The organism is Nonomuraea sp. NPDC051941 (assembly GCF_044593615.1).
In genome coordinates this window covers 42,958-61,421 of the sequence record NZ_JBIUCF010000020.1, presented here as the reverse complement: position 1 = coordinate 61,421, position 18,464 = coordinate 42,958, and the positions used below count along the sequence as shown (strand labels likewise).

General features: G+C 70.5%; 16 protein-coding genes. 13 read left to right on the top strand and 3 right to left on the bottom strand.

What is annotated here, in order from left to right:
* Positions 1–205 precede the first annotated feature (205 nt).
* Positions 206–952, top strand: a complete 747-nt coding sequence (locus tag ACIHFD_RS30920) for a YoaK family protein (RefSeq protein WP_397369866.1) — start codon at positions 206–208, stop codon at positions 950–952.
* On the opposite strand, the gene ACIHFD_RS30915 is transcribed toward ACIHFD_RS30920, so the two are convergent.
* The gene (locus ACIHFD_RS30915; RefSeq protein WP_397369865.1) at positions 918–1,724 is read right to left on the bottom strand and encodes an alpha/beta fold hydrolase; all 807 of its coding nucleotides are present in this window, start codon (positions 1,722–1,724) and stop codon (positions 918–920) included. The genes ACIHFD_RS30920 and ACIHFD_RS30915 overlap by 35 nt on opposite strands.
* 71 nt (positions 1,725–1,795) lie before the next feature.
* On the opposite strand from ACIHFD_RS30915, the gene ACIHFD_RS30910 reads away from it, so the two are divergent.
* From ACIHFD_RS30910 to ACIHFD_RS30865, 10 genes are all read left to right on the top strand, one after another.
* Positions 1,796–2,659, top strand: coding sequence for a LysR family transcriptional regulator (locus ACIHFD_RS30910; RefSeq protein ID WP_397369864.1), 864 nt, complete (start codon positions 1,796–1,798; stop codon positions 2,657–2,659).
* A gap of 63 nt (positions 2,660–2,722) precedes the next feature.
* Positions 2,723–3,457 carry a TetR/AcrR family transcriptional regulator gene (locus tag ACIHFD_RS30905; protein ID WP_397369863.1) on the top strand — a complete coding sequence of 245 codons (735 nt, stop codon included), beginning with the start codon at positions 2,723–2,725 and terminating at the stop codon, positions 3,455–3,457.
* 82 nt (positions 3,458–3,539) lie between these two features.
* Positions 3,540–3,980 carry a YciI family protein gene (locus tag ACIHFD_RS30900; protein ID WP_397369862.1) on the top strand — a complete coding sequence of 147 codons (441 nt, stop codon included), beginning with the start codon at positions 3,540–3,542 and terminating at the stop codon, positions 3,978–3,980.
* 96 nt (positions 3,981–4,076) lie between these two features.
* Positions 4,077–5,357, top strand: a complete 1,281-nt coding sequence (locus ACIHFD_RS30895) for an RNA polymerase sigma factor (RefSeq protein WP_397369861.1) — start codon at positions 4,077–4,079, stop codon at positions 5,355–5,357.
* A gap of 448 nt (positions 5,358–5,805) precedes the next feature.
* Entirely contained in the window at positions 5,806–7,152 is a 1,347-nt protein-coding gene (locus ACIHFD_RS30890; RefSeq protein ID WP_397369860.1) for an extracellular solute-binding protein, read from the top strand.
* A 69-nt stretch (positions 7,153–7,221) separates the two neighbouring features.
* The gene (locus tag ACIHFD_RS30885; RefSeq protein WP_397369858.1) at positions 7,222–8,178 is read left to right on the top strand and encodes a carbohydrate ABC transporter permease; all 957 of its coding nucleotides are present in this window, start codon (positions 7,222–7,224) and stop codon (positions 8,176–8,178) included.
* On the top strand, positions 8,175–9,005 hold the full coding sequence (locus ACIHFD_RS30880) for a carbohydrate ABC transporter permease (RefSeq protein WP_350726814.1): 831 nt from the start codon (positions 8,175–8,177) through the stop codon (positions 9,003–9,005). Before ACIHFD_RS30885 ends, ACIHFD_RS30880 begins: the two co-directional genes overlap by 4 nt.
* Complete coding sequence (locus ACIHFD_RS30875) at positions 9,002–10,411, top strand: GH1 family beta-glucosidase (protein ID WP_397369857.1); 1,410 nt, start codon at positions 9,002–9,004, stop codon at positions 10,409–10,411. Before ACIHFD_RS30880 ends, ACIHFD_RS30875 begins: the two co-directional genes overlap by 4 nt.
* Complete coding sequence (locus tag ACIHFD_RS30870) at positions 10,392–11,390, top strand: LacI family DNA-binding transcriptional regulator (RefSeq protein ID WP_363964229.1); 999 nt, start codon at positions 10,392–10,394, stop codon at positions 11,388–11,390. The genes ACIHFD_RS30875 and ACIHFD_RS30870 overlap by 20 nt, the downstream gene beginning before the upstream one ends.
* A 9-nt stretch (positions 11,391–11,399) precedes the next feature.
* A complete protein-coding gene (locus tag ACIHFD_RS30865) occupies positions 11,400–12,395 on the top strand; it encodes an aminoglycoside phosphotransferase family protein (protein ID WP_350726808.1) in 996 nt (331 codons plus the stop codon).
* Here ACIHFD_RS30865 and ACIHFD_RS30860 read toward each other — a convergent pair.
* Positions 12,339–14,558, bottom strand: a complete 2,220-nt coding sequence (locus tag ACIHFD_RS30860) for a M64 family metallopeptidase (protein WP_397369856.1) — start codon at positions 14,556–14,558, stop codon at positions 12,339–12,341. The two genes, ACIHFD_RS30865 and ACIHFD_RS30860, sit on opposite strands and share 57 nt — an antisense overlap.
* A gap of 51 nt (positions 14,559–14,609) precedes the next feature.
* Positions 14,610–15,563, bottom strand: coding sequence for an anti-sigma factor domain-containing protein (locus ACIHFD_RS30855; protein WP_397369855.1), 954 nt, complete (start codon positions 15,561–15,563; stop codon positions 14,610–14,612).
* 116 nt (positions 15,564–15,679) lie between these two features.
* Here ACIHFD_RS30855 and ACIHFD_RS30850 point away from each other — a divergent pair, with 116 nt between their 5' ends.
* Both ACIHFD_RS30850 and ACIHFD_RS30845 read left to right on the top strand, forming a co-directional pair.
* A complete protein-coding gene (locus ACIHFD_RS30850; protein ID WP_397369854.1) occupies positions 15,680–16,876 on the top strand; it encodes an FAD-dependent oxidoreductase in 1,197 nt (398 codons plus the stop codon).
* 92 nt (positions 16,877–16,968) lie between these two features.
* The gene (locus ACIHFD_RS30845) at positions 16,969–18,306 is read left to right on the top strand and encodes a class II 3-deoxy-7-phosphoheptulonate synthase (protein ID WP_350726801.1); all 1,338 of its coding nucleotides are present in this window, start codon (positions 16,969–16,971) and stop codon (positions 18,304–18,306) included.
* Positions 18,307–18,464: the final 158 nt, after the last annotated feature.

Here is an 18,464-nt window from a genome sequence, read left to right as displayed (position 1 = left end):
TTCCCCCAGCGCCGAACGAGCGCGCGTCCCGCAACGGGACGCGCGCTCGTCGCGTTTCGCCCCCGGCGAGTGCGGCGGCGTGCCGAGCGGAACCCGGCGATCGGTGCCGTTCGGCCGTCGCGTTTCACCCCCGCGAGTGCGGCGGCCCGTCACCGGGGAAGACCCGAGGCGAACCGCCCGCGACCTCGCCAAGGAGCCGCCCACCATGCCAGCCGCACGCAGACGCCCCGGAAGGCTGGTGCGGAGTGGGCTGCGACGGGTCGCCGACGAGCTCTTCCCGCGCGGCGCCAACCCGCACGGCGTCCTGCCCGCCCTGCTGATCCTCCTCGCCTTCGTCACCGGCCTCGTCGACGCCGTCAGCTTCCTCGGCCTGGGCCGCGTCTTCGTCGCCAACATGACCGGCAACATCGTCTTCCTCAGCTTCGCCCTGGCCGGGGAGGCCCAGATGTCCAGATGGGCCTCCCCGGCGGCCCTCGTCGCCTTCGGAGCCGGCGCCTGGAGCGCGGGCCGGGTGATCAGGCGGACCGCAAACCCGCGACGGGCGTTCGCCGCCGCCACCGCCGTACACGCGCTCCTCGTCGCCGCCGCCCTCGCCGTCGCCCTCACGGCCGGACACCGCACAACCTGGCCCCAGGCGGCCCTCATCGTGCTGCTCGCCTGCGGCATGGGCCTGCAGAACGCGTCCGTACGGGCGCTCGGCGTACCCGACCTGGTCACCAACGTCCTCACCACGACCCTCACGAGCCTGGCCGCCGACACGCCGGGCCGGGCCGCCCTGCGTCGATCCGCCTCCATTGCCGCGATGTTCCTCGGCGCCCTGACCGGCGCCCTCCTCCACCTCACGACCGGCCCCGCACCCGCCCTGGCGGCCGCCCTGGCCCTGCTCACCACCGTCGCCCTCGTCGCCCGCAGTGGTCTCAGCCGAGAAAGAACTCCGCCAGCGCCCGGGTGACCCCGGCCGAATCGTTCTCCATCGGGATGTGCCCCGCCCCGGGAACACGCACCAGCGTCGTGTTCGGCACCTCGGCGGCGAAGCGCTCGGCGTACCGGACCTCCTGGAACGTGTCGTCCTCCCCCCACACCAGCAGCTTCGGCGTCCCATCGGCCTTGAGTGCGGGCACCAGGTCCAGCGTGTAACGGCTGTCGGCCGCACCCGCCAGCGCCATCCACGACCGGCCCACCCGCGGGTCGTTCCACGGATCAAGGTAATCGGCCAGCTCCGCCTCGGTGGCCGGCCGGGCGAGCGCGGTGGTGACCGCCTTGCGGCGGGCGGCCAGCAGTTCCTCCACGGTCGTGGCCGCCACCACGGCCGGATCCCGGTAACGGGCCACGCCGGGCACCGGCCAGGAGTCGTATGTGACCGAGTTGACCAGCGCCAGCCGCCGCACCTCTGGCCTCCCCTCCACCAGCAGGTGCTGGGCGACCGCACCGCCGATGTCGTGCCCCGCCACCGAGAGCCGCTCCCCCGCGCCGACCGCGGCCGCGAACCGTGCCACCCACGCCGCCAGCGCCGGAACCGCCGCCGTCTCCGCCGTCAACTCCCCGCCGGAACGCCCCAGCCCCGGCAGATCCACCGCCACAGGACGCAGCCCCGCCGCCGCCAGCCCGTCGATCACCGACGCCCAGACCCGGCTCCAGTACGTGCCGTGCAACAGCAACACCACCGGGCCCCGCTCGCCCGCCGTCAGATAACTGGCCACGCGGCCGTCGACTTCGATCGTCATTCGCTCGAACATGGGCATAACCATCATGTTCTGGAAGTGTCCCGGTCAAATACCAATTAAGGTATGCCGGTATGACATTGGCGCAGCTTAGGGCCCTGGTCGCGGTCGCCGAACACGGCGGCTTCACCGCCGCCGCCGAGCACACCGGCATGTCCCAGCCCGCAGTCAGCCGCGCCATCGCCGCCCTCGAACGCGAGCTCGGCGCCGCCCTGTTCGTCCGCCACCGCGACGGCATCGCCCTCACCGAGGCCGGCCGGCGAGCCCTCGCCCGCGCCCGCGAGACCCTGCGCCACTTCGACCTCATCCGCGCCGACGTGGCCGCCGCCGGCGGCCAGATCACCGGCGAACTCCGCCTGGCCAGTCTCCCCAGCGCCACCGGCACGCTCGTCGCCAAGCTGCTGCGCGCGTTCACCGACCGCTACCCGCAGGTCCGCGTACGCCTCTTCGAGGGCATGGACGACGACATCCGCGAATGGCTGCACCGCGGCGCCGCCGAGGTCGGCGTCGTCACCCTGCCCGCGCCCGGCCTGCACACCGTCCACCTGAGCACCCACGACATGGTCGCCGTGCTGCCCGCCGACCACCCCCTGGCCGCCCGCCCGGCCGTCACTCTCGCCGATCTGGAGGACAGGCCGTTCATCCTGACCACCGCCGGCTGCCGTCCCCTCATCATGGGCGCTGCGCTGACGGCCCAGGTACGGCTCGACGTCGCCTTCGAGGCCAGCGGGCCCGCCGCCATCCTGGAGATGGTGGCCGCGGGGCTGGGCGTCAGCATCGTCCCGACCCTCGGCCTCCCCGCCGACCTGGGCACCGTCGCCACCCGGCCCCTGGAGCCGAAGATGACCCGTTCGCTGGCCCTGGCCGTTCCGTCGGCGGACGACTGCGCCCCGACCGCACGCGCTTTTCTCGACCAGCTCGGCGCCTTTACATTGTAGATCAGCGTGTACGTCGTCTACTTCTGATACGTTGTACACAATTCGTCGAGAGGAGGGTGATCCATGGCTGCCCCGCGCAAGCCCGATGACAGGCCTCCGCTGTGGGCCCGCCTCGAGCGCCCGGCGCCCGCCCCCCGCCAGACCCTGTCCCCGCACCGCATCGCCACCGCCGCCGTGGGCGTCGCGGACGCGGAGGGCCTCGACGCCATCACCATGCGGCGGCTGGCCACCGAGCTGGGCGTCGCCCCGATGGCCGCGTACCGGTACGTGTCGGGCAAGGACGAGCTGCTGGAGCTGATGGCCGACCACGCCTACGGCGAGCTGGAGCTGCCCGGCGAGACGGCGGGATGGCGGGAGACGCTGCGGGAGATCGCCGTCAGGACGCGCGAGCTGATGCTGAAGCACCTCTGGCTCGCCCAGCTCCCGCCGAGCGCGATGCTCGCCGTCACCCCCAACCGCCTGGCGGTGGCGGAACGCTCGCTGCGCGCCGTCGACGGCCTGGACCTGGACGCCGACACCAAGATGGCCGTCGTCAACACCGTCGGCTCCTACACGCAGGGAGTCACCGGCGCCGAGATCGCGATGCGCCGGCTCATGGCGGGTCAGGGCTGGTCCAGCGAGCAGCAGGTCTACCTCAGCATGGCCCCGCAGCTCACGTACCTCCTCGACACCGGCCGCTACCCCGGCTTCCGGCAGTACATCTACGAGGGCAGGCATAAGGACCGGCCGGGCTGGCAGTTCGAGACCGGGCTCGAGTACGTTCTGGACGGCATCGCGGCCCGGCTGTTCGCGCATTGAATCTCTCGCGTACGTGTCGATCCCGCCTGTCGCCGTTCGACGCGTTCGACGAGAGCTCGAACCGGACGAAAGAGAGACACCCATGAAATTCATGATCGTCGGCAAGGCCAACGCGGAGACCGAGGCCGGGGCGCTGCCCAGCCAGGAGGTCGTGGACAACATGCACGCCTACAACGAGGCGCTGACCAAGGCGGGCGTGCTGCTGGCGGCCGAAGGGCTCTACCCGAGCTCGCAGGGGGCCCAGATCGCGTACAGCGGCGGCAAGGCGACCGTGATCGACGGCCCCTTCGCCGAGACCAAGGAGCTCATCGCCGGCTTCTGGCTGATCCAGGTCAAGTCCCGGGAAGAGGCGATCGAATGGGCGATGCGCGTGCCGGTGCCGCCGGGGCACGACGGGATCGGGCTGGACGTGTGGCGGGTGTTCGACGCTTCGGACGTACCGGACGATTCGCTGCCCGCGGACGAGCGGGAACACGAACAAGCACTACGCGACCGCCTCGGCGCCCACACGCCCAACCCCTGACCCACCCGCACGCGCCCGCCCCGGCACTGTCAGGCACGCGCTCAGGAGACGGGACGCGGGTTGCCAGCGGCGCCTTCGTGCTGCTCTCATGGGCCGGTGACGGCTTCCGACACCGACGACCAGGCCACCTCCCGCCGTGGAACGGAGACCCATCGGGCCATCGAGGCGGTGTGGCGGATCGAGGCGGCCCGGCTCATCGCCGGGCTCGCCGGGCTGGTGCGCGACGTCGGCCTGGCCGAGGAGCTGGCCCAGGACGCGCTGGTCGCCGCCCTGGAGCAGTGGCCGGAGACCGGCGTGCCCCGCAACCCCGGCGCCTGGCTGATGACGGTGTCGAAGCGCCGCGCCATCGACCTGATCCGCAGGAACGAACGCCTCGAACGTAACCTGATCGAGCTCGGCCACCGGCTCGACACGGACGAGGACCTGCCCGAGGTGGACGAGATCGAGGACGACCTCCTGCGGCTGGTGTTCACGGCGTGCCACCCGGCGCTCTCCGTGGAGGCCCGGGTGGCCCTCACGCTCCGCGTGCTCGGCGGCCTGACCACCGACGAGATCGCCCGGGCGTTCCTGGTCCCGGGGTCCACGGTGGCGCAGCGGATCGTCCGCGCCAAACGGACCCTGGCCGACAAGGAGATCCCCTTCGAGGTCCCCCAAGCGACCGAGCTGTCGGCGCGCCTGGAATCGGTCCTGGAGGTCATCTATCTGATCTTCAACGAGGGCTATTCGGCGACGGCCGGCGACGACTGGATGCGTCCCGCCCTGTGCGAGGACGCGCTCCGGCTGGGCCGGGTCCTGGCCGGCCTGATGCCCAAGGAGCCGGAGGTGCACGGCCTGGTCGCCCTCATGGAGATCCAGGCCTCCAGATCGGCGGCCCGGGTGAGCCCGTCCGGCGAGCCCATCCTCCTCCTCGACCAGAACCGCGCCCGCTGGGACCGGCTCCTCATCCACCGCGGCCTCACCGCCCTGGACCAGGCCGAGAAGCTCGGGGACGGCACGCTCGGCCCTTACACCCTCCAGGCCGCCATCGCCGCCTGCCACGCGCGAGCCCTCAACCCGGAGGACACCGACTGGGTACGCATCGCGAGCCTGTACGAGGCGCTGGCCAAGCTGTCCCGCTCCCCCATCGTCGAGCTCAACCGGGCCGTCGCCCTCTCCATGGCCTACGGCCCGGCGGTCGGCCTCCAACTCCTCGACCAGATCGCCGACGAGCCGTCCCTCAAGGGCTATCACCTGCTGCCGAGCGTACGAGGAGACCTGCTCTTCAAGCTGGGCCGGAAGGAGGAGGCCCGGACCGAGTTCGAAAGGGCGGCGGACATGACCCGCAACGCCCGCGAACGCACCCTCCTCCGGGAACGCGCCACCGCCTGCCGCGCATAGGGCGGGCGACCCACAGGGTGGGGGGTCGAAGGGGGGCGTGAGCCTCCTGGGAGGCGCTGTCTGGAGCTCCGTCGCGCGCAGCGCCCTCATTGCGGAAGGCCGTGCTGTTCGCCCCGAACCACGGGTGCGGCCCCGGGCTTCCGACTGGGGTTCTCACTGGTGGTGTGACCGGGAGAAAGCGTGGTGGGTGCGGGTGACATGCCCTTGATGCGACACAAAAGATGCCTCTTGAGGTGGGAGCGCTCCCAAGCAGCCTTTTGCGAGGTATAACGCGAAAAATCCGGTTCTAGAGTGACAAACCGCCTCATTGGTAACGGTTGCGTTTCGGTGGATTGACGTGCAGACCACGTAAGTGCACCCTTTGTGGGAGCGCTCCCAAAGATCCCACCGCGGCGGAGCGCGAGCCGCGGTGCACTCCCCCAACATTCACCCGAGAAGGGGTCCACCCATGATGATCAGCAAGCGTCGCGGCGGTCTCGCCGCGGCCTCTGCCCTGGCCGTGGCGGCGCTGACCGTCGCGTCCTGCAGCTCCGGCGGCGGCACCGCCACGGGGTCCAGCAGCGCTCCCGCCTCCTCCGCGGCGGCTGAGCCGGTCACCATCCGCGTTCAGACCTTTGGCGGCGGCACCAACTTCGGCTACAAGAACGCCATCACGAAGTGGAACGCCGAGCACAAGGACATCCAGATCAAGGAAGAGCACCTGACCGACCAGTTCGAGCAGCAGTACTGGCCGCAGATGATCCAGTGGTTGCAGGCCGGCAACGGCGCCGGCGACGTGGTCGGCATCGACGAGGGCGGCATGGGCCTGGCCAAGGCGCACCCCGAATGGTGGGCCGACCTCAAGGAGTACGGCCTGGAGTCCCGCAAGGCGGACTTCCCGGCGTGGAAGTGGGAGAACGGCGTCACGGCCGACGGCAAGCTGTTCGGCCTGGGCACCGACATCGGCGGCATGAGCCTCTGCTACCGCACGGACCTGTTCAAGAAGGCCGGGCTGCCGACCGAGCGTGACAAGGTCAGCGCGCTCTGGCCGACGTGGGACGAGTTCATGAACGTCGCCAAGACGTTCCAGTCGAAGGTCAAGGGCACCAAGTTCGCCGACGGCACGAACACGCTCTACCAGGTCGTCCTCTACCAGGAGGCGGCCAAGAACGGCAACGTGACGTACTTCGACAAGGACAACAACCTCATCGTCGACAAGAACCCGGCGGTGAAGGCGGGCTTCGACTTCGCCACGAAGATGAGCCAGCAGGGCCTGACCGCCAAGCTGCGCAACTTCACCGACGAGTGGGCGGCGGGCACCCAGAAGGGCGCGTTCGCCACGGTCGGCTGCCCGTCCTGGATGCTCGGCGTGGTCAGCGGCAACGCCGGCGACGGCGGCAAGGGCAAGTGGGACGTGGCCGGCGTGCCGGGCGGCGGCGGCAACTGGGGCGGCTCCTGGCTGGCCGTGCCCAAGCAGTCGAAGCACCCGAAGGAAGCCGCGATGGTCGCCGACTTCCTGACCAACGCGCAGACCGAGGCGAGCATCTTCACGGACTTCGGCAACATGCCGAGCAACACGAAGGCCCAGCAGGACCCGGCCGTGCAGGGGGCGAAGAACGAGTTCTTCAACGACGCCCCCATCGGTGAGATCTTCGCCAAGTCCGCGTCGAGCCTGCAGCCGGTCTTCCTCGGCGTGAAGCACGCCCAGGTCAAGAACGCCATCGAGTCCGTCATCCAGGGCATGGACGACGGCTCCGTCCCGTACGACAAGGCCTGGCAGCAGCTGGTCGACGACGCGGTGAAGGCCGCGGGCTAGTCTCCCCGCCCGGCCCGCGAGCAGCGGGCCGGGCGTGTTGCCGACGACAAGCTGCCGAAAGGTTCCGTTATGAGCCTCGACACCCTTCCGCGGGCGGCGCGGAACAACCATCGCCGCGCCCGTCCGCCCGGCCACCGCTGGCGTTCACGATTCGACGTCAAAGCGATGCCGTACGCCCTGGTGTCCCCTTATTTCCTACTGTTCGCCGCCTTCGGGCTGTTCCCGTTGGCCTTCACCCTGTACTACTCGCTCTACGACTACGACCTGGCCGGGACCGTGGAGTGGACCGGGCTGGGCAACTACACCGCCCTGCTCGCGGACGAGGACTTCTGGAACGCCGTGGTCAACACGGTGGGCATGTTCATCCTCGCCACCGTCCCCCAGATGATCCTCGCGCTGCTCCTGGCCAACGCGCTGAACAAGCGCCTGAAGCTCCGCCTGGCCATCCGCATGAGCGTGCTGCTGCCGCTGGTCACGTCGGTGGTCGCGGTCGCGGTGGTGTTCACGCAGCTGTACGCCCGCGACTGGGGCCTGGTCAACTGGATCCTGAGCGGGTTCGGCGTGGACAAGACGAACTGGCGGGCCGAGCGCCTCCCGTCGTGGATCGCGATCGCCACCATGGTCGACTGGCGCTGGACCGGCTACAACGCGATCATCTTCCTGGCCGGCATGCAGACGATCCCCCGCGACCTGTACGAGGCCGCCGCGATCGACGGCGCGTCGCGGCGCAGGCAGTTCTGGCAGATCACGCTGCCGATGCTGCGCCCGACGATGATCTTCGTGGTGCTCAACTCCACGATCGGCGGCCTGACGCTGTTCTCCGAGCCGACCACGTTCTACAACGGCAACGTCGACGGCGGCTCGCAGGGACAGTTCCAGACGGTGGCCATGTTCATCGTCAAGCAGGGCTTCCGCGAGTTCGACTACGGCTACGCCGCGGCGGCCGCCTGGCTGCTGTTCCTGCTCATCCTCATAGGAGCGGCGATCAACTTCCTGTTCGTGCGCAGGATCGGGGGCACCCGATGAACAACTTCTCCCCGACCCTCGCCACCCGGCTCATGCTGGCCCTGGCCGTCCTGCTGTCGGCGTTCCCTCTGTACTGGATGCTCGTCATCGCCTCCCGTACGAACGCCGACGCCGTCGCGATGCCGCCGCCGTTCCTGCCGGGCGGGAACCTGGGCGAGAACATCGTCGCGGTGCTCAACAACGAGGACGCCAAGTTCCTGCTGGGCCTGACGAACTCGTTCATCGTGTCGAGCATCGTCACCGTCTCCGTGGTGATCATCTCCACGCTGGCCGGCTTCGCCTTCGCGAACCTGAGCTTCAAGGGCAGGAACCTGCTGCTGGTGCTCGTGCTGCTGACGATGGCGGTGCCGTTGCAGCAGATGGGCGTGGTGCCCCTCTACCGGCTCATGGTGAGCCTGGAGTGGACCGGCACGCTCAAGGCGGTCATCCTCCCGTACCTGCTCAACGGGTTCGGCGTGTTCCTGATGACGCAGTACACTCGCCAGGCCGTGCCGATGGAGCTGGTCGAGGCCGCCCGGGTGGACGGCGCCGCCACGCTGCGGATCTGGTGGAACGTCGTCCTGCCCGCCGTACGTCCGGGCATGGCGGTGCTCGGCATCAACACGTTCATGCTCATGTGGAACGACTTCATGTGGCCGCTGATCGTGCTGACCCCGGACAACCCGACCGTGCAGATCGCGATCACCTCGCTCAACGCCAGGTTCTCCACGAACTACACGTTGATCTTCGCGGGAACGGCGTTGTCCATCATTCCGCTCATCGCAGTATTCGTCGCATTCGGCCGCCAGATCGTCGGCGGTCTCATGGAAGGTGCGGTCAAGGCGTGACGACACAAGAGGAACAGACGCGTGCCGGGCTGCGCTTCCCTGCGGGCTTCACGTGGGGCGCGGCGACCTCGGCGTACCAGATCGAGGGCGCGGTCGACGAGGACGGGCGCGGCGTCTCCATCTGGGACACCTTCACCAAGACGCCGGGCCGGATTCTCAACGGCCACAACGCGGACGTGGCCATCGACCACTACCACCGGTACCGGGAAGACGTCCGGATCATGGCGGAGCTGGGCCTGTCGGCCTACCGCTTCTCGGTCTCCTGGCCCCGCATCCAGCCCACCGGCTCCGGCCAGACCAACCAGAAGGGTCTGGACTTCTACAAGCGGCTCGCCGACGAGCTCCGCCGGCACTCCATCGACCCCTGGCTCACCCTCTACCACTGGGACCTGCCCCAGGAGCTGGAGGACAAGGGCGGCTGGCCCAACCGCGACACGGCCTACCGCTTCGCCGACTACGCCGCGGCCGTGCACGAGGCGCTGAAGGACCACATCCACACCTTCAGCACCGTCAACGAGCCGTGGTGCGCCGCGTTCCTCGGCTACGCCTCGGGGGAGCACGCCCCCGGCAGGCGGGAGCCGCAGAACGCGATCAGGGGCGCGCACCACCTCAACCTGGCGCACGGGCTGGCCGTGCAGGCGATGGACGCCCGGCGCGTCGGCGGCTGCGTGAACCTGTACGCGGTCACCCCCGCGACCGACAGCGCGGAGGACCTGGAGGCCGCCCGGCGCATCGACGGGCTGCAGAACAGGTTCTTCCTGGACGCGCTGCTCACCGGCCGCTACCCGGAGGACGTGCTGGCCGACCTGCCGCTCGAGATCGACTTCATCGAGCCCGGCGACATGAAGACCATCAACGCACCCATCGACCTGCTGCTCGTCAACTACTACAGCCGCTTCACGGTCTCGGGAGCACCAGGCGGCAGGCAGTCGGCGGCGGCGGCCCCCACGGACTCGGCCTCGCCGTGGGTGGGCAGCGAGCACGTGTCGTTCGTCAGCGCCGGCTACCCGGTCACCGCGATGGGCTGGGAGATCGACGAGAGCGGCCTGGTGGAGGTGCTCACGAGGATCGCGCGGGAGTACCCGCCGATCCCCATGGTGGTCTCCGAGAACGGCGCCGCCTTCGAGGACGTGATCGAGGACGGCCGGATCCACGACCGGGAGCGGCAGGCGTACGTGGAGGCGCACCTCGGCGCCTGCAAGTCGGCCATCGAGGCCGGCGTGCCCCTGGAGGGCTATTTCGCCTGGTCACTGATGGACAACTTCGAGTGGGCCTGGGGCTACGGCAAGCGGTTCGGCCTGGTGCGCGTGGACTTCGAGACGCAGGAACGGCTGATCAAGGACAGCGCGCTCTGGTACTCGGAGATCATCCGGCAGAATAGGCGCCATGAACCGACCGACTCTTGAGGCAGTCGCGGCTCGGGCCGGGGTGGGCCGGGGCACGGTGTCTAGAGTCATCAACGGCTCGCCGAACGTCAGCGCCAAGGCCCGCGAGGCCGTGGAGCTGGCCATCCGCGAGCTGGGCTACGTGCCCAACCGTGCGGCGCGCGCCCTGGTGACGCGCCGCACCGACGCGGTGGCCCTGGTGGTGTCCGAGTCGCAGCTGCGGGTGTTCGACGACCCGTTCTTCGCGGGCACCATCCGCGGCATCGGCTCGGCGCTGTCGGAGACCGGGCTGCAGCTCATCCTGGCGATGGCCCGCACCACCGAGGAGTACGACCGGCTGGAGCACTACCTGACCGGGCAGCACGTCGACGGCGTGCTGCTCCTGTCGCTGCACGGCGCCGACCCGCTGCCGGGGCGGCTCGAGGAGATGGGCGTGCCGACCGTGCTCGGCGGCCGGCCCGTCGGGCTCGACCCCTACAGCTACGTCGACATGGACAACCGGGCGGGGGCCCGGCAGGCGGTCAAACACCTGCTGGGCCTCGGCCGCACGCGCATCGCCACCATCGCCGGTCACCAGGACATGGGCGTGGGCGTCGACCGTCTGGCCGGCTATCGCGACGCGCTGTTGCCCGCCGGGCTGCCGGAGCTGGTGGTGTACGGCGACTTCTCGGAGGAGAGCGGCTCGGCGGCGATGACCCAGCTGCTGGCGAGCCATCCCGATCTCGACGCGGTCTTCGCCGCGTCCGACCCGATGGCCCTGGGCGCGATGCGCGTGCTCAAGGCGGCGGGGCGGGCGATCCCGGAGGACGTGGCGGTGATCGGGTTCGACGACTCCAAGGCCGCGCTGCACGCCGACCCGCCGCTGACCACCGTCCACCAGCCGACCGAGCAGATGGGCCGGCAGATGGCGCAGCTGCTGGTGGCCCGGATCAACGGCGAGGAGCTGCGCCAGCCGGTCGTGATCCTCGACACCCACCTGGTACGCCGGCAGTCAGCGTGAAAGGCTCCCGTGGACAGTAGAACCAAGCGCCGCTTATCCGACGCCGAGCTCGACGCCCTGCTCCGCCGCGCGCTGGGCACGGGTGTCGTGGCCGTCACCGAGCTCACCGACGGCTACGCCAACGCCGTCTGGCGGCTCAAGCTGGACGACGGACGCGAGGTGGTGCTCAAGCTGTCCCCGCCGCCCGACCTCGACCAGCTCAGCTACGAGCGCAACCTGCTGCGCATGGAGGCCGCCGCGTACGAGCTGGCGGCGCAGGCGGGCGTGCCGGTGGCGACGCTGCTGCGCGCCGAGTTCGACGACCCGGTGCTGGGCGGCGACTACCTGCTGCTCGACGCGCTCGACGGGGTCTCGTGGAACGACGTCAAGCCGGAGGGCGAGGAGGCGCTGCGCCGGGAGCTGGGCCGCCACCTGGCCAGGTTCAACGCGGTGAGCGGCGAGGTCTTCGGCTACCCGCATGCCGGGATCGTCGGCGCCACCTGGCGGCAGGCGTTCCTGGCGATGGTGGGGGCGCTGGTCGGCGACACCGAGCGCTATCCGACACCGCTGCCGCGCTCCCCCGGGGAGATCATGGCGCTGATCGAGGCCGCGTCGCCGGTGCTGGACGAGGTGACGACGCCGCGGCTGGTGCACTTCGACGTCTGGCCGGGCAACGTCTTCCTCGACGTCAGCGGCCCGCCCCGGATCCAGGCCATCATCGACCACGAACGGGCCTTCTGGGGCGACCCGCTCGCCGAGTTCGTCACGCCGACGATCTTCGGCGAGCTGGCGGAGGACGACCCGCTGCTGGCGGGCTACCGCGAGGTGACGCCGCTGGAGCTCACCCCGGCGGCGCGCACCCGCATCGACCTCTACCGCGCCTACCTCTACCTGATCCTGCTGGTGGAGAACGGACCCCGGCAGTATCCGGAGGAGGAGTACGCCAGGCTCCGCGAGGCCTCGTTCGGCTCACTTACCGCGGTGCTCGACCGCCTCGTAGGCGCCTCCCCTGGCGGCCGCGGCTAGCCGGATGCACGCTCTCGCGCCCTTGTTGGGCACGCCGAGGTCGACGGGTTTGTCACCCGTGCACAGCAGCGCGCCGCTGATCGTGCTGCCCGACAGGATCGGCGCGGTGTTGCCGGTCAGCAGGACGGCGCCGCGCAGGTCGGCGCCCACGATGGTCAGCGCCTTGGCGCCGCTGACGTTGAGCGCGCCGGTGAGGGAGGCCTTGAGCAGGTGTACGGCGGCGGGCTGCGCCGCGGTCAGCGTGCCGGCGATCCGGCCGCCCTTGACCACGAGCGAGGCTCCGGGCTTCACCGTGATGGGCCCGCTGATCTGGGCGCCGTCCAGGCAGGTGACGCCGTCGGCGGCGACGAGGGCGCCCTGGTAGACGCCGGTGACCGTGCGGGTGCAGGCGGGCGGCGGGGCGATCGTGGTGACGGTGAAGCTCTTCGGCGTGCCCTGGTTGCCCGCGGCGTCGATCGAGCGGTACTCGATCGTGTGCCGGCCGCGCGGCAGCTTCCCGTACACGAGGGAGTCGATGACCGTGCCCTCCTCGCTGAACGTCCACGGCAGCTCCGAGGAGGTGGGCCAGCCGAAGTAGTTGAACCAGCCGTCCCCGTCCACCCTGGACTCCGAGACCACGTAGCCGCCGCGGTCGTCCTCGCCCGCCAGCCGCATGGAGAAGGGGCCGTTGTAGACGTAGGCGTCGCCGACCGCGGCGAGCGGCTCGGACAGCTCGTAGCGGGTGGCGGGCCGGCTCGCGTCGATCTGCCAGTTGAGGGTCTGGCCGCCGAGGGCGGCGGTGAGGGCGTGCGTGCCCGGTTGCAGGTTCAGCCTGCCCAGGTCGAGGTCGGTGCCGGTGCCCGCCGGGCGGCCGTCCACGGTCCACGTCACCTCGGGCACGGTCGCGGCCGGATGGGTGGTCTCCACGTACACGACGTCGGCGCGGCCCAGCGGCCGGTCGGTAGGGGTGGAGGAGACGAACGCGGGCTCGGCGCCGTCCGGCGGGGTGGTCAGCGACGTGTCCACCGTCCAGGTGCGGGACTTGGTGATGGCCGCCCTGATCGCCGGGTCCCTGACGAACTCGGTCGGGTCCGAGACGGTGGCCGTGACGGTGTGCGTGCCCGGGGCGAGGCCGAGGGTGCGCAGGTCGAGGGCGTCCTCGTGGCTCGCGAGGTCCTTGCCGTCCACGTTCCAGGTGGTCGTCAGCGAGTGGCCGACGGGGCGCATCGGCTCGACCCACAGCACCCGGTCGGCGCCGACGGGCTGCTGGTTGGGCGTGGCGTCCTGGATGACCATGGTCTTGGCGGTGATGCGCTGGACCATGACCTCGCGGCTGACCTGGTCGTAGGCGTAGCCGAGGGTCTTCATCATCGAGTGCCGGCTGGGCCGCCAGACGCCGGTCGTGTAGTACAGGCCGCCCTCGTAGCGGCCGATGGGGCCGCCCGACTCGCTGGGCTCGCCCAGCCAGCGCCACCACTTCTTCTGCTGGTCCTTCAGCTGCTGCTCGGTCAGCAGGGTGTGGTGGGGGCTGGACGGCTCGGCTCCGGGGTAGGCGCCGCCGGGGACGCCGCGCTGGTAGTAGTCGTACTCGTCCTGGAGGCCGCCCAGGGAGTGGCCCAGCTCGTGCGGGCTGATCAGGGCGGACATACTGTTGCTGCCCGAAGCGGTGGCGTACGAGCCGCCGGCGCCGCCGTACGTGCCGCTGTTGCCGAGCGCGAGGATCTGCCGGTTGCCGGAGGAGGTGCCGGTGACCAGGTCGGCGTAGCGGGTGGCGGCGGTGTTGTCCATGGTGATCAGGCGCTGGACGCTGCCGGGGTTGCAGCGGCCCCAGAAGCCCATGCCGAGCGGGGTGACCTTCTTCGGCGAGTCCAGCCCGGGGTCGCAGCTGATGCCCGACTCGCCGGAGACGATGTCCACGCGGTAGATGTTGATGTAGTTGCGATACGTCTTGAACGGCTCAATCGACCACATCACGTTGAGGTGCCGGTCCACGTCGGCCCGGAATTTGGCCTGTTCCGGCTCGGTGTAGCCGTCCCCCATGATGATCAGGTTGAATCGCCTGGCCGGGGAGCCCGTGACCTGGACGGGCACCACGGTGGCCGCGCCCGCCGCGGCGGCCGCCGCGGGCACGGGTAACACGGGTAACAGTGCGGCGGCCAGCGCCAGGGCCGCGAAGATACGCATGCCCTGCACTATCTACGATCAAACGCGCGTGACCAAGTCCCTAACTGCGTGTCAGGCCTCAGGGAGCTCGGCCAGCAGGATCGGCTGGGTCGTGGGCCTGCCGGAACCGGCCGCCGGCTCGACCGTGAGCGCCACGCGGTCGTCCCCCCGCTCCGGCGTGATCAGCAGCGGTGCGGTCAGGCCGCTCTCGGCCCGGTCGAGCATCCCGGCGGGGCGGGGGCCGTCCGGGCCCATCAGCCACAATTCGTATCCCTTGGAGCCGGGCAGTTCGGCCAGGCCGGACGAGGCGAACACCATGCGTCCCCTGGCGCGGGAGATCACGACCGTGCCGGTGCCGCCGGAGGTGGCGGGCTGACGTACCGTCTCGGCGTCGGGCGCGGCCAGCACGGCGATCACCTCGTCGTTCCTGGCGGTCAGGTCGCTCAGGTCGCGGCGGGCGTCCACGGCGACGGCGCCGAGCGCGACCGCGGCCGCCGCGGCCACGGCCGCCAGGCCCGCCGTTACCCTGGCCCGGCGGCGCCTGAGGAGCACGACGCGGCCGCCCTCGTGAGCCGCCGGGAGCTCCGGCGCGGTCCTGAACGGGGGGTACTGCTCGGGCTCGGGCGGGATCCTGAGCGTCGGCGAGTCCTCCGGCGCGGACGGGGGCGCGGACGGGGGCGCGGATGAGGGTACGTGCGGGGCCACAGGCGGGGCTGCGGGCGTGCGTGACGCCGGGGGCCGCCAGATGGTCGGGCTGTCGTCGGGCACCGCTCCTGACCCCCGCTCCGGCCGTTCCTCGGGCCGCCGCAGCTCGTGGGCGGCAGCGAGCAGGCGCTGCCGGAGCGTGGCGGGCGGCGGCTCGGCCACCGCCTCGGCGAGCCTGGCCGCCGTCTCCCGCAGCCGCCGGACCTCCATCCAGCAGGCCGAGCACGCCAGCAGGTGCTCCTCGTACAGCACCCACTCGGCGTACGGCAGTGCGTGCACGGCGTAGGCGCCCGAGAGGGTGTGGAGGTCGTCCGTCATCATCCACTCCCTTTGTGAGAGGCGGCTCACGCATGTACTTCGGCGGCTCGGGCATGTCGGATGGCTGCGGGGCTTGCTCTTTTCTCATGGCGTGAGACAATCTCATCGGGTGATGAATTATGAGCTGTGTAATAGCGGGGGGCGGACCGGCCGGCGCGATGCTGGCGCTGCTCCTGGCCAGGGCAGGCGTCGAGGTCACGCTGCTGGAGAAGCACGGCGACTTCCTGCGTGACTTCCGGGGCGACACGATCCATCCGTCCACACTGCAGGTCCTCGACGAGCTGGGGCTGGCCGAGGAGTTCCTGAAGATCCCCCATCGCAAGGCGTACGGGATCAGCATGGTGACCGACCGCGGCGACGCCAGGCTGGCGAGCCTGCGCGGGCTGCCCGGCAAGTACGACTACATCGCGTTCGTACCGCAATGGGATTTCCTCAACCTCATCACGTCGGCCGCCGCCCGGTATCCGAGTTTCCGGCTGCTGATGAACGCGGAGGCGTACGACCTGATCCGCGACGGCCAGACCGTGCGCGGGCTGCGCTATCGGGACGAGTCGGGCGAGCACGAGATCAGGGCCGACCTCACCGTCGCCGCCGACGGGCGGCACTCGACCCTGCGCGAGCGCGCCGGGCTCGTGCCGGAGGAGCTCGGCGCGCCGATGGACGTGGTGTGGTTCCGGCTGCCCCGGCACCCGTCCGACCGTGACGACTCGTTCCTGCGGATCTCCGGCGGACGCATGATGGTGTCCATCAACCGGCAAAGTTATTGGCAACTCGCGTACGCGATCCCCAAGGGCGGGTTCGACGAGCTGGTGCGCGCCGGGATCGACGCGCTCCGCGAGCCGGTCGCGACGCTGCTGCCGTGGCTGGCCGACCGGATCGGGCAGATCGGAAGCTACGACGACGTCAGCGTGCTCACCGTCGCGCTCAACCGGCTGCACCGCTGGCACCGGCCCGGATTCCTGTGCATCGGGGACGCCGCGCACGCCATGTCGCCGGTGTTCGGGGTGGGGATCAACCTGGCCGTCCAGGACGCGGTCGCCACCGCCAACCTGCTGGCCGGCTCGCTCAGGTCCGGCGCGCCGATCCCCGAATCCACCCTGCGCCTGGTGCAGAAGCGGCGGATGCCGCCCACGCGCGTCACGCAGGCGGCCCAGCGGGTGGTCCAGAATCTGGTGATCAAGCGGGCCCTCAGCAACAGGCTCGACCCGTCCAGGATGCCCCGCGACCTCACGCGGATCCCCCTGCTCAGGCGGGTGGCCCGGCGTTTCATCGGGCTGGGGGTGCGGCCCGAGCACGTGTCCGTAAAGGAAGTTTGACCGCCTCAGAGTCCCCAGGGGTATAACTGCATTCTCACAACGTGGACAACGAGGTCCGTGGGCCCGTAGCCAGTGGATTACCCTCGTATCTCGTGAGCAGCAATCTCGTGGATCTCGATTCCTGGCGAGCCCTCCCCGCGGCGCAGCAACCTGACTGGCCCGACCGCGGCGAGCTCGACAAGGTCGTCGCCGAGCTCGGCGGCCTGCCCCCACTGGTCTTCGCCGGCGAGTGCGACCAGCTCAAGGAGCAGCTGGCCGCAGTCGCCCGGGGCGAGGCCTTCGTCCTGCAGGGCGGCGACTGCGCGGAGACCTTCTCCGGCGCGACCGCCGACAACGTGCGCAACAAGCTCAAGACGCTGCTGCAGATGGCGATCGTGCTGACGTACGCGGGCAAGGTGCCGGTCGTGAAGATCGGCCGGGTCGCGGGCCAGTTCGCCAAGCCGCGTTCCAAGGGCAGCGAGACCCGTGACGGGATCGAGCTGCCCGCCTACCGGGGCGACATGGTCAACGGGTTCGACTTCACCGCCGAGTCTCGCCGGCCCGATCCGTGGCGGCTGCTCAAGGCGTACCACTCCTCGGCCGTGACCCTCAACCTCGCCCGCGCGTTCACCAAGGGCGGCTACGCCGACCTGCGCCAGGTGCACGCGTGGAACCAGGACTTCGTGGCCGAGTCGCCCGCCGGGCGCCGCTACGAGCAGCTGGCCAGGGAGATCGACCAGGCGCTCGCGTTCATGCGGGCCTGCGGGGCCGATCCCGAGGAGTTCCACACCGTGGAGTTCTACTCCTCGCACGAGGCGCTCATCCTCGACTACGACCGCGCGCTCACGCGCATCGATTCGCGTACGGGGCTGCCGTACGACGTGTCGGCGCACATGGTCTGGATCGGCGAGCGCACCCGCCAGCTCGACGGGGCGCACGTCGACTTCTTCGCCCGCATCCGCAACCCGATCGGCGTCAAGCTCGGGCCCACCACGTCGCCCGACGAGGCCCTGGGCCTCATCGAGAAGCTCAACCCGGGCAACGAGGCGGGGCGGCTCACGTTCATCACCCGCATGGGCGCCTCCAAGATCCGCGAGCACCTGCCGGCCCTGGTCAAGGAGGTCACGGCCACGGGGGCGCGGGTCGCGTGGATCTGCGACCCGATGCACGGCAACACCTTCGAGGCGCCCAGCGGGCACAAGACCCGCCGGCTCGACGACGTGCTGGACGAGGTGGCGGGCTTCTTCGAGGTGCACCGGTCGCTGGGCACGCATCCCGGCGGGATCCACATCGAGTTCACCGGTGACGACGTGACGGAGTGCGTGGGCGGCGGGCACGAGATCGCCGAGGACGACCTCGCGACCCGCTACGAGACGGCCTGCGATCCGCGGCTCAACCGCAGCCAGTCCCTCGACCTCGCCTTCCGCGTCGCCGAGCTCTACCGCGGCTGACCTCATCGCGCATTCAAGGGGACGCGTCCGCCTTCCAGGCCCGCGTCCCCTTCTGCTGCCCGCTCCACTTCAACGCCCGCCTTGTCGCCCGCCCCACTTCGACGCCCGCCTTTTGCCGCCCGCCTCCCTTCGACGTGCCGCCCCTGCGCGAGCGGCCG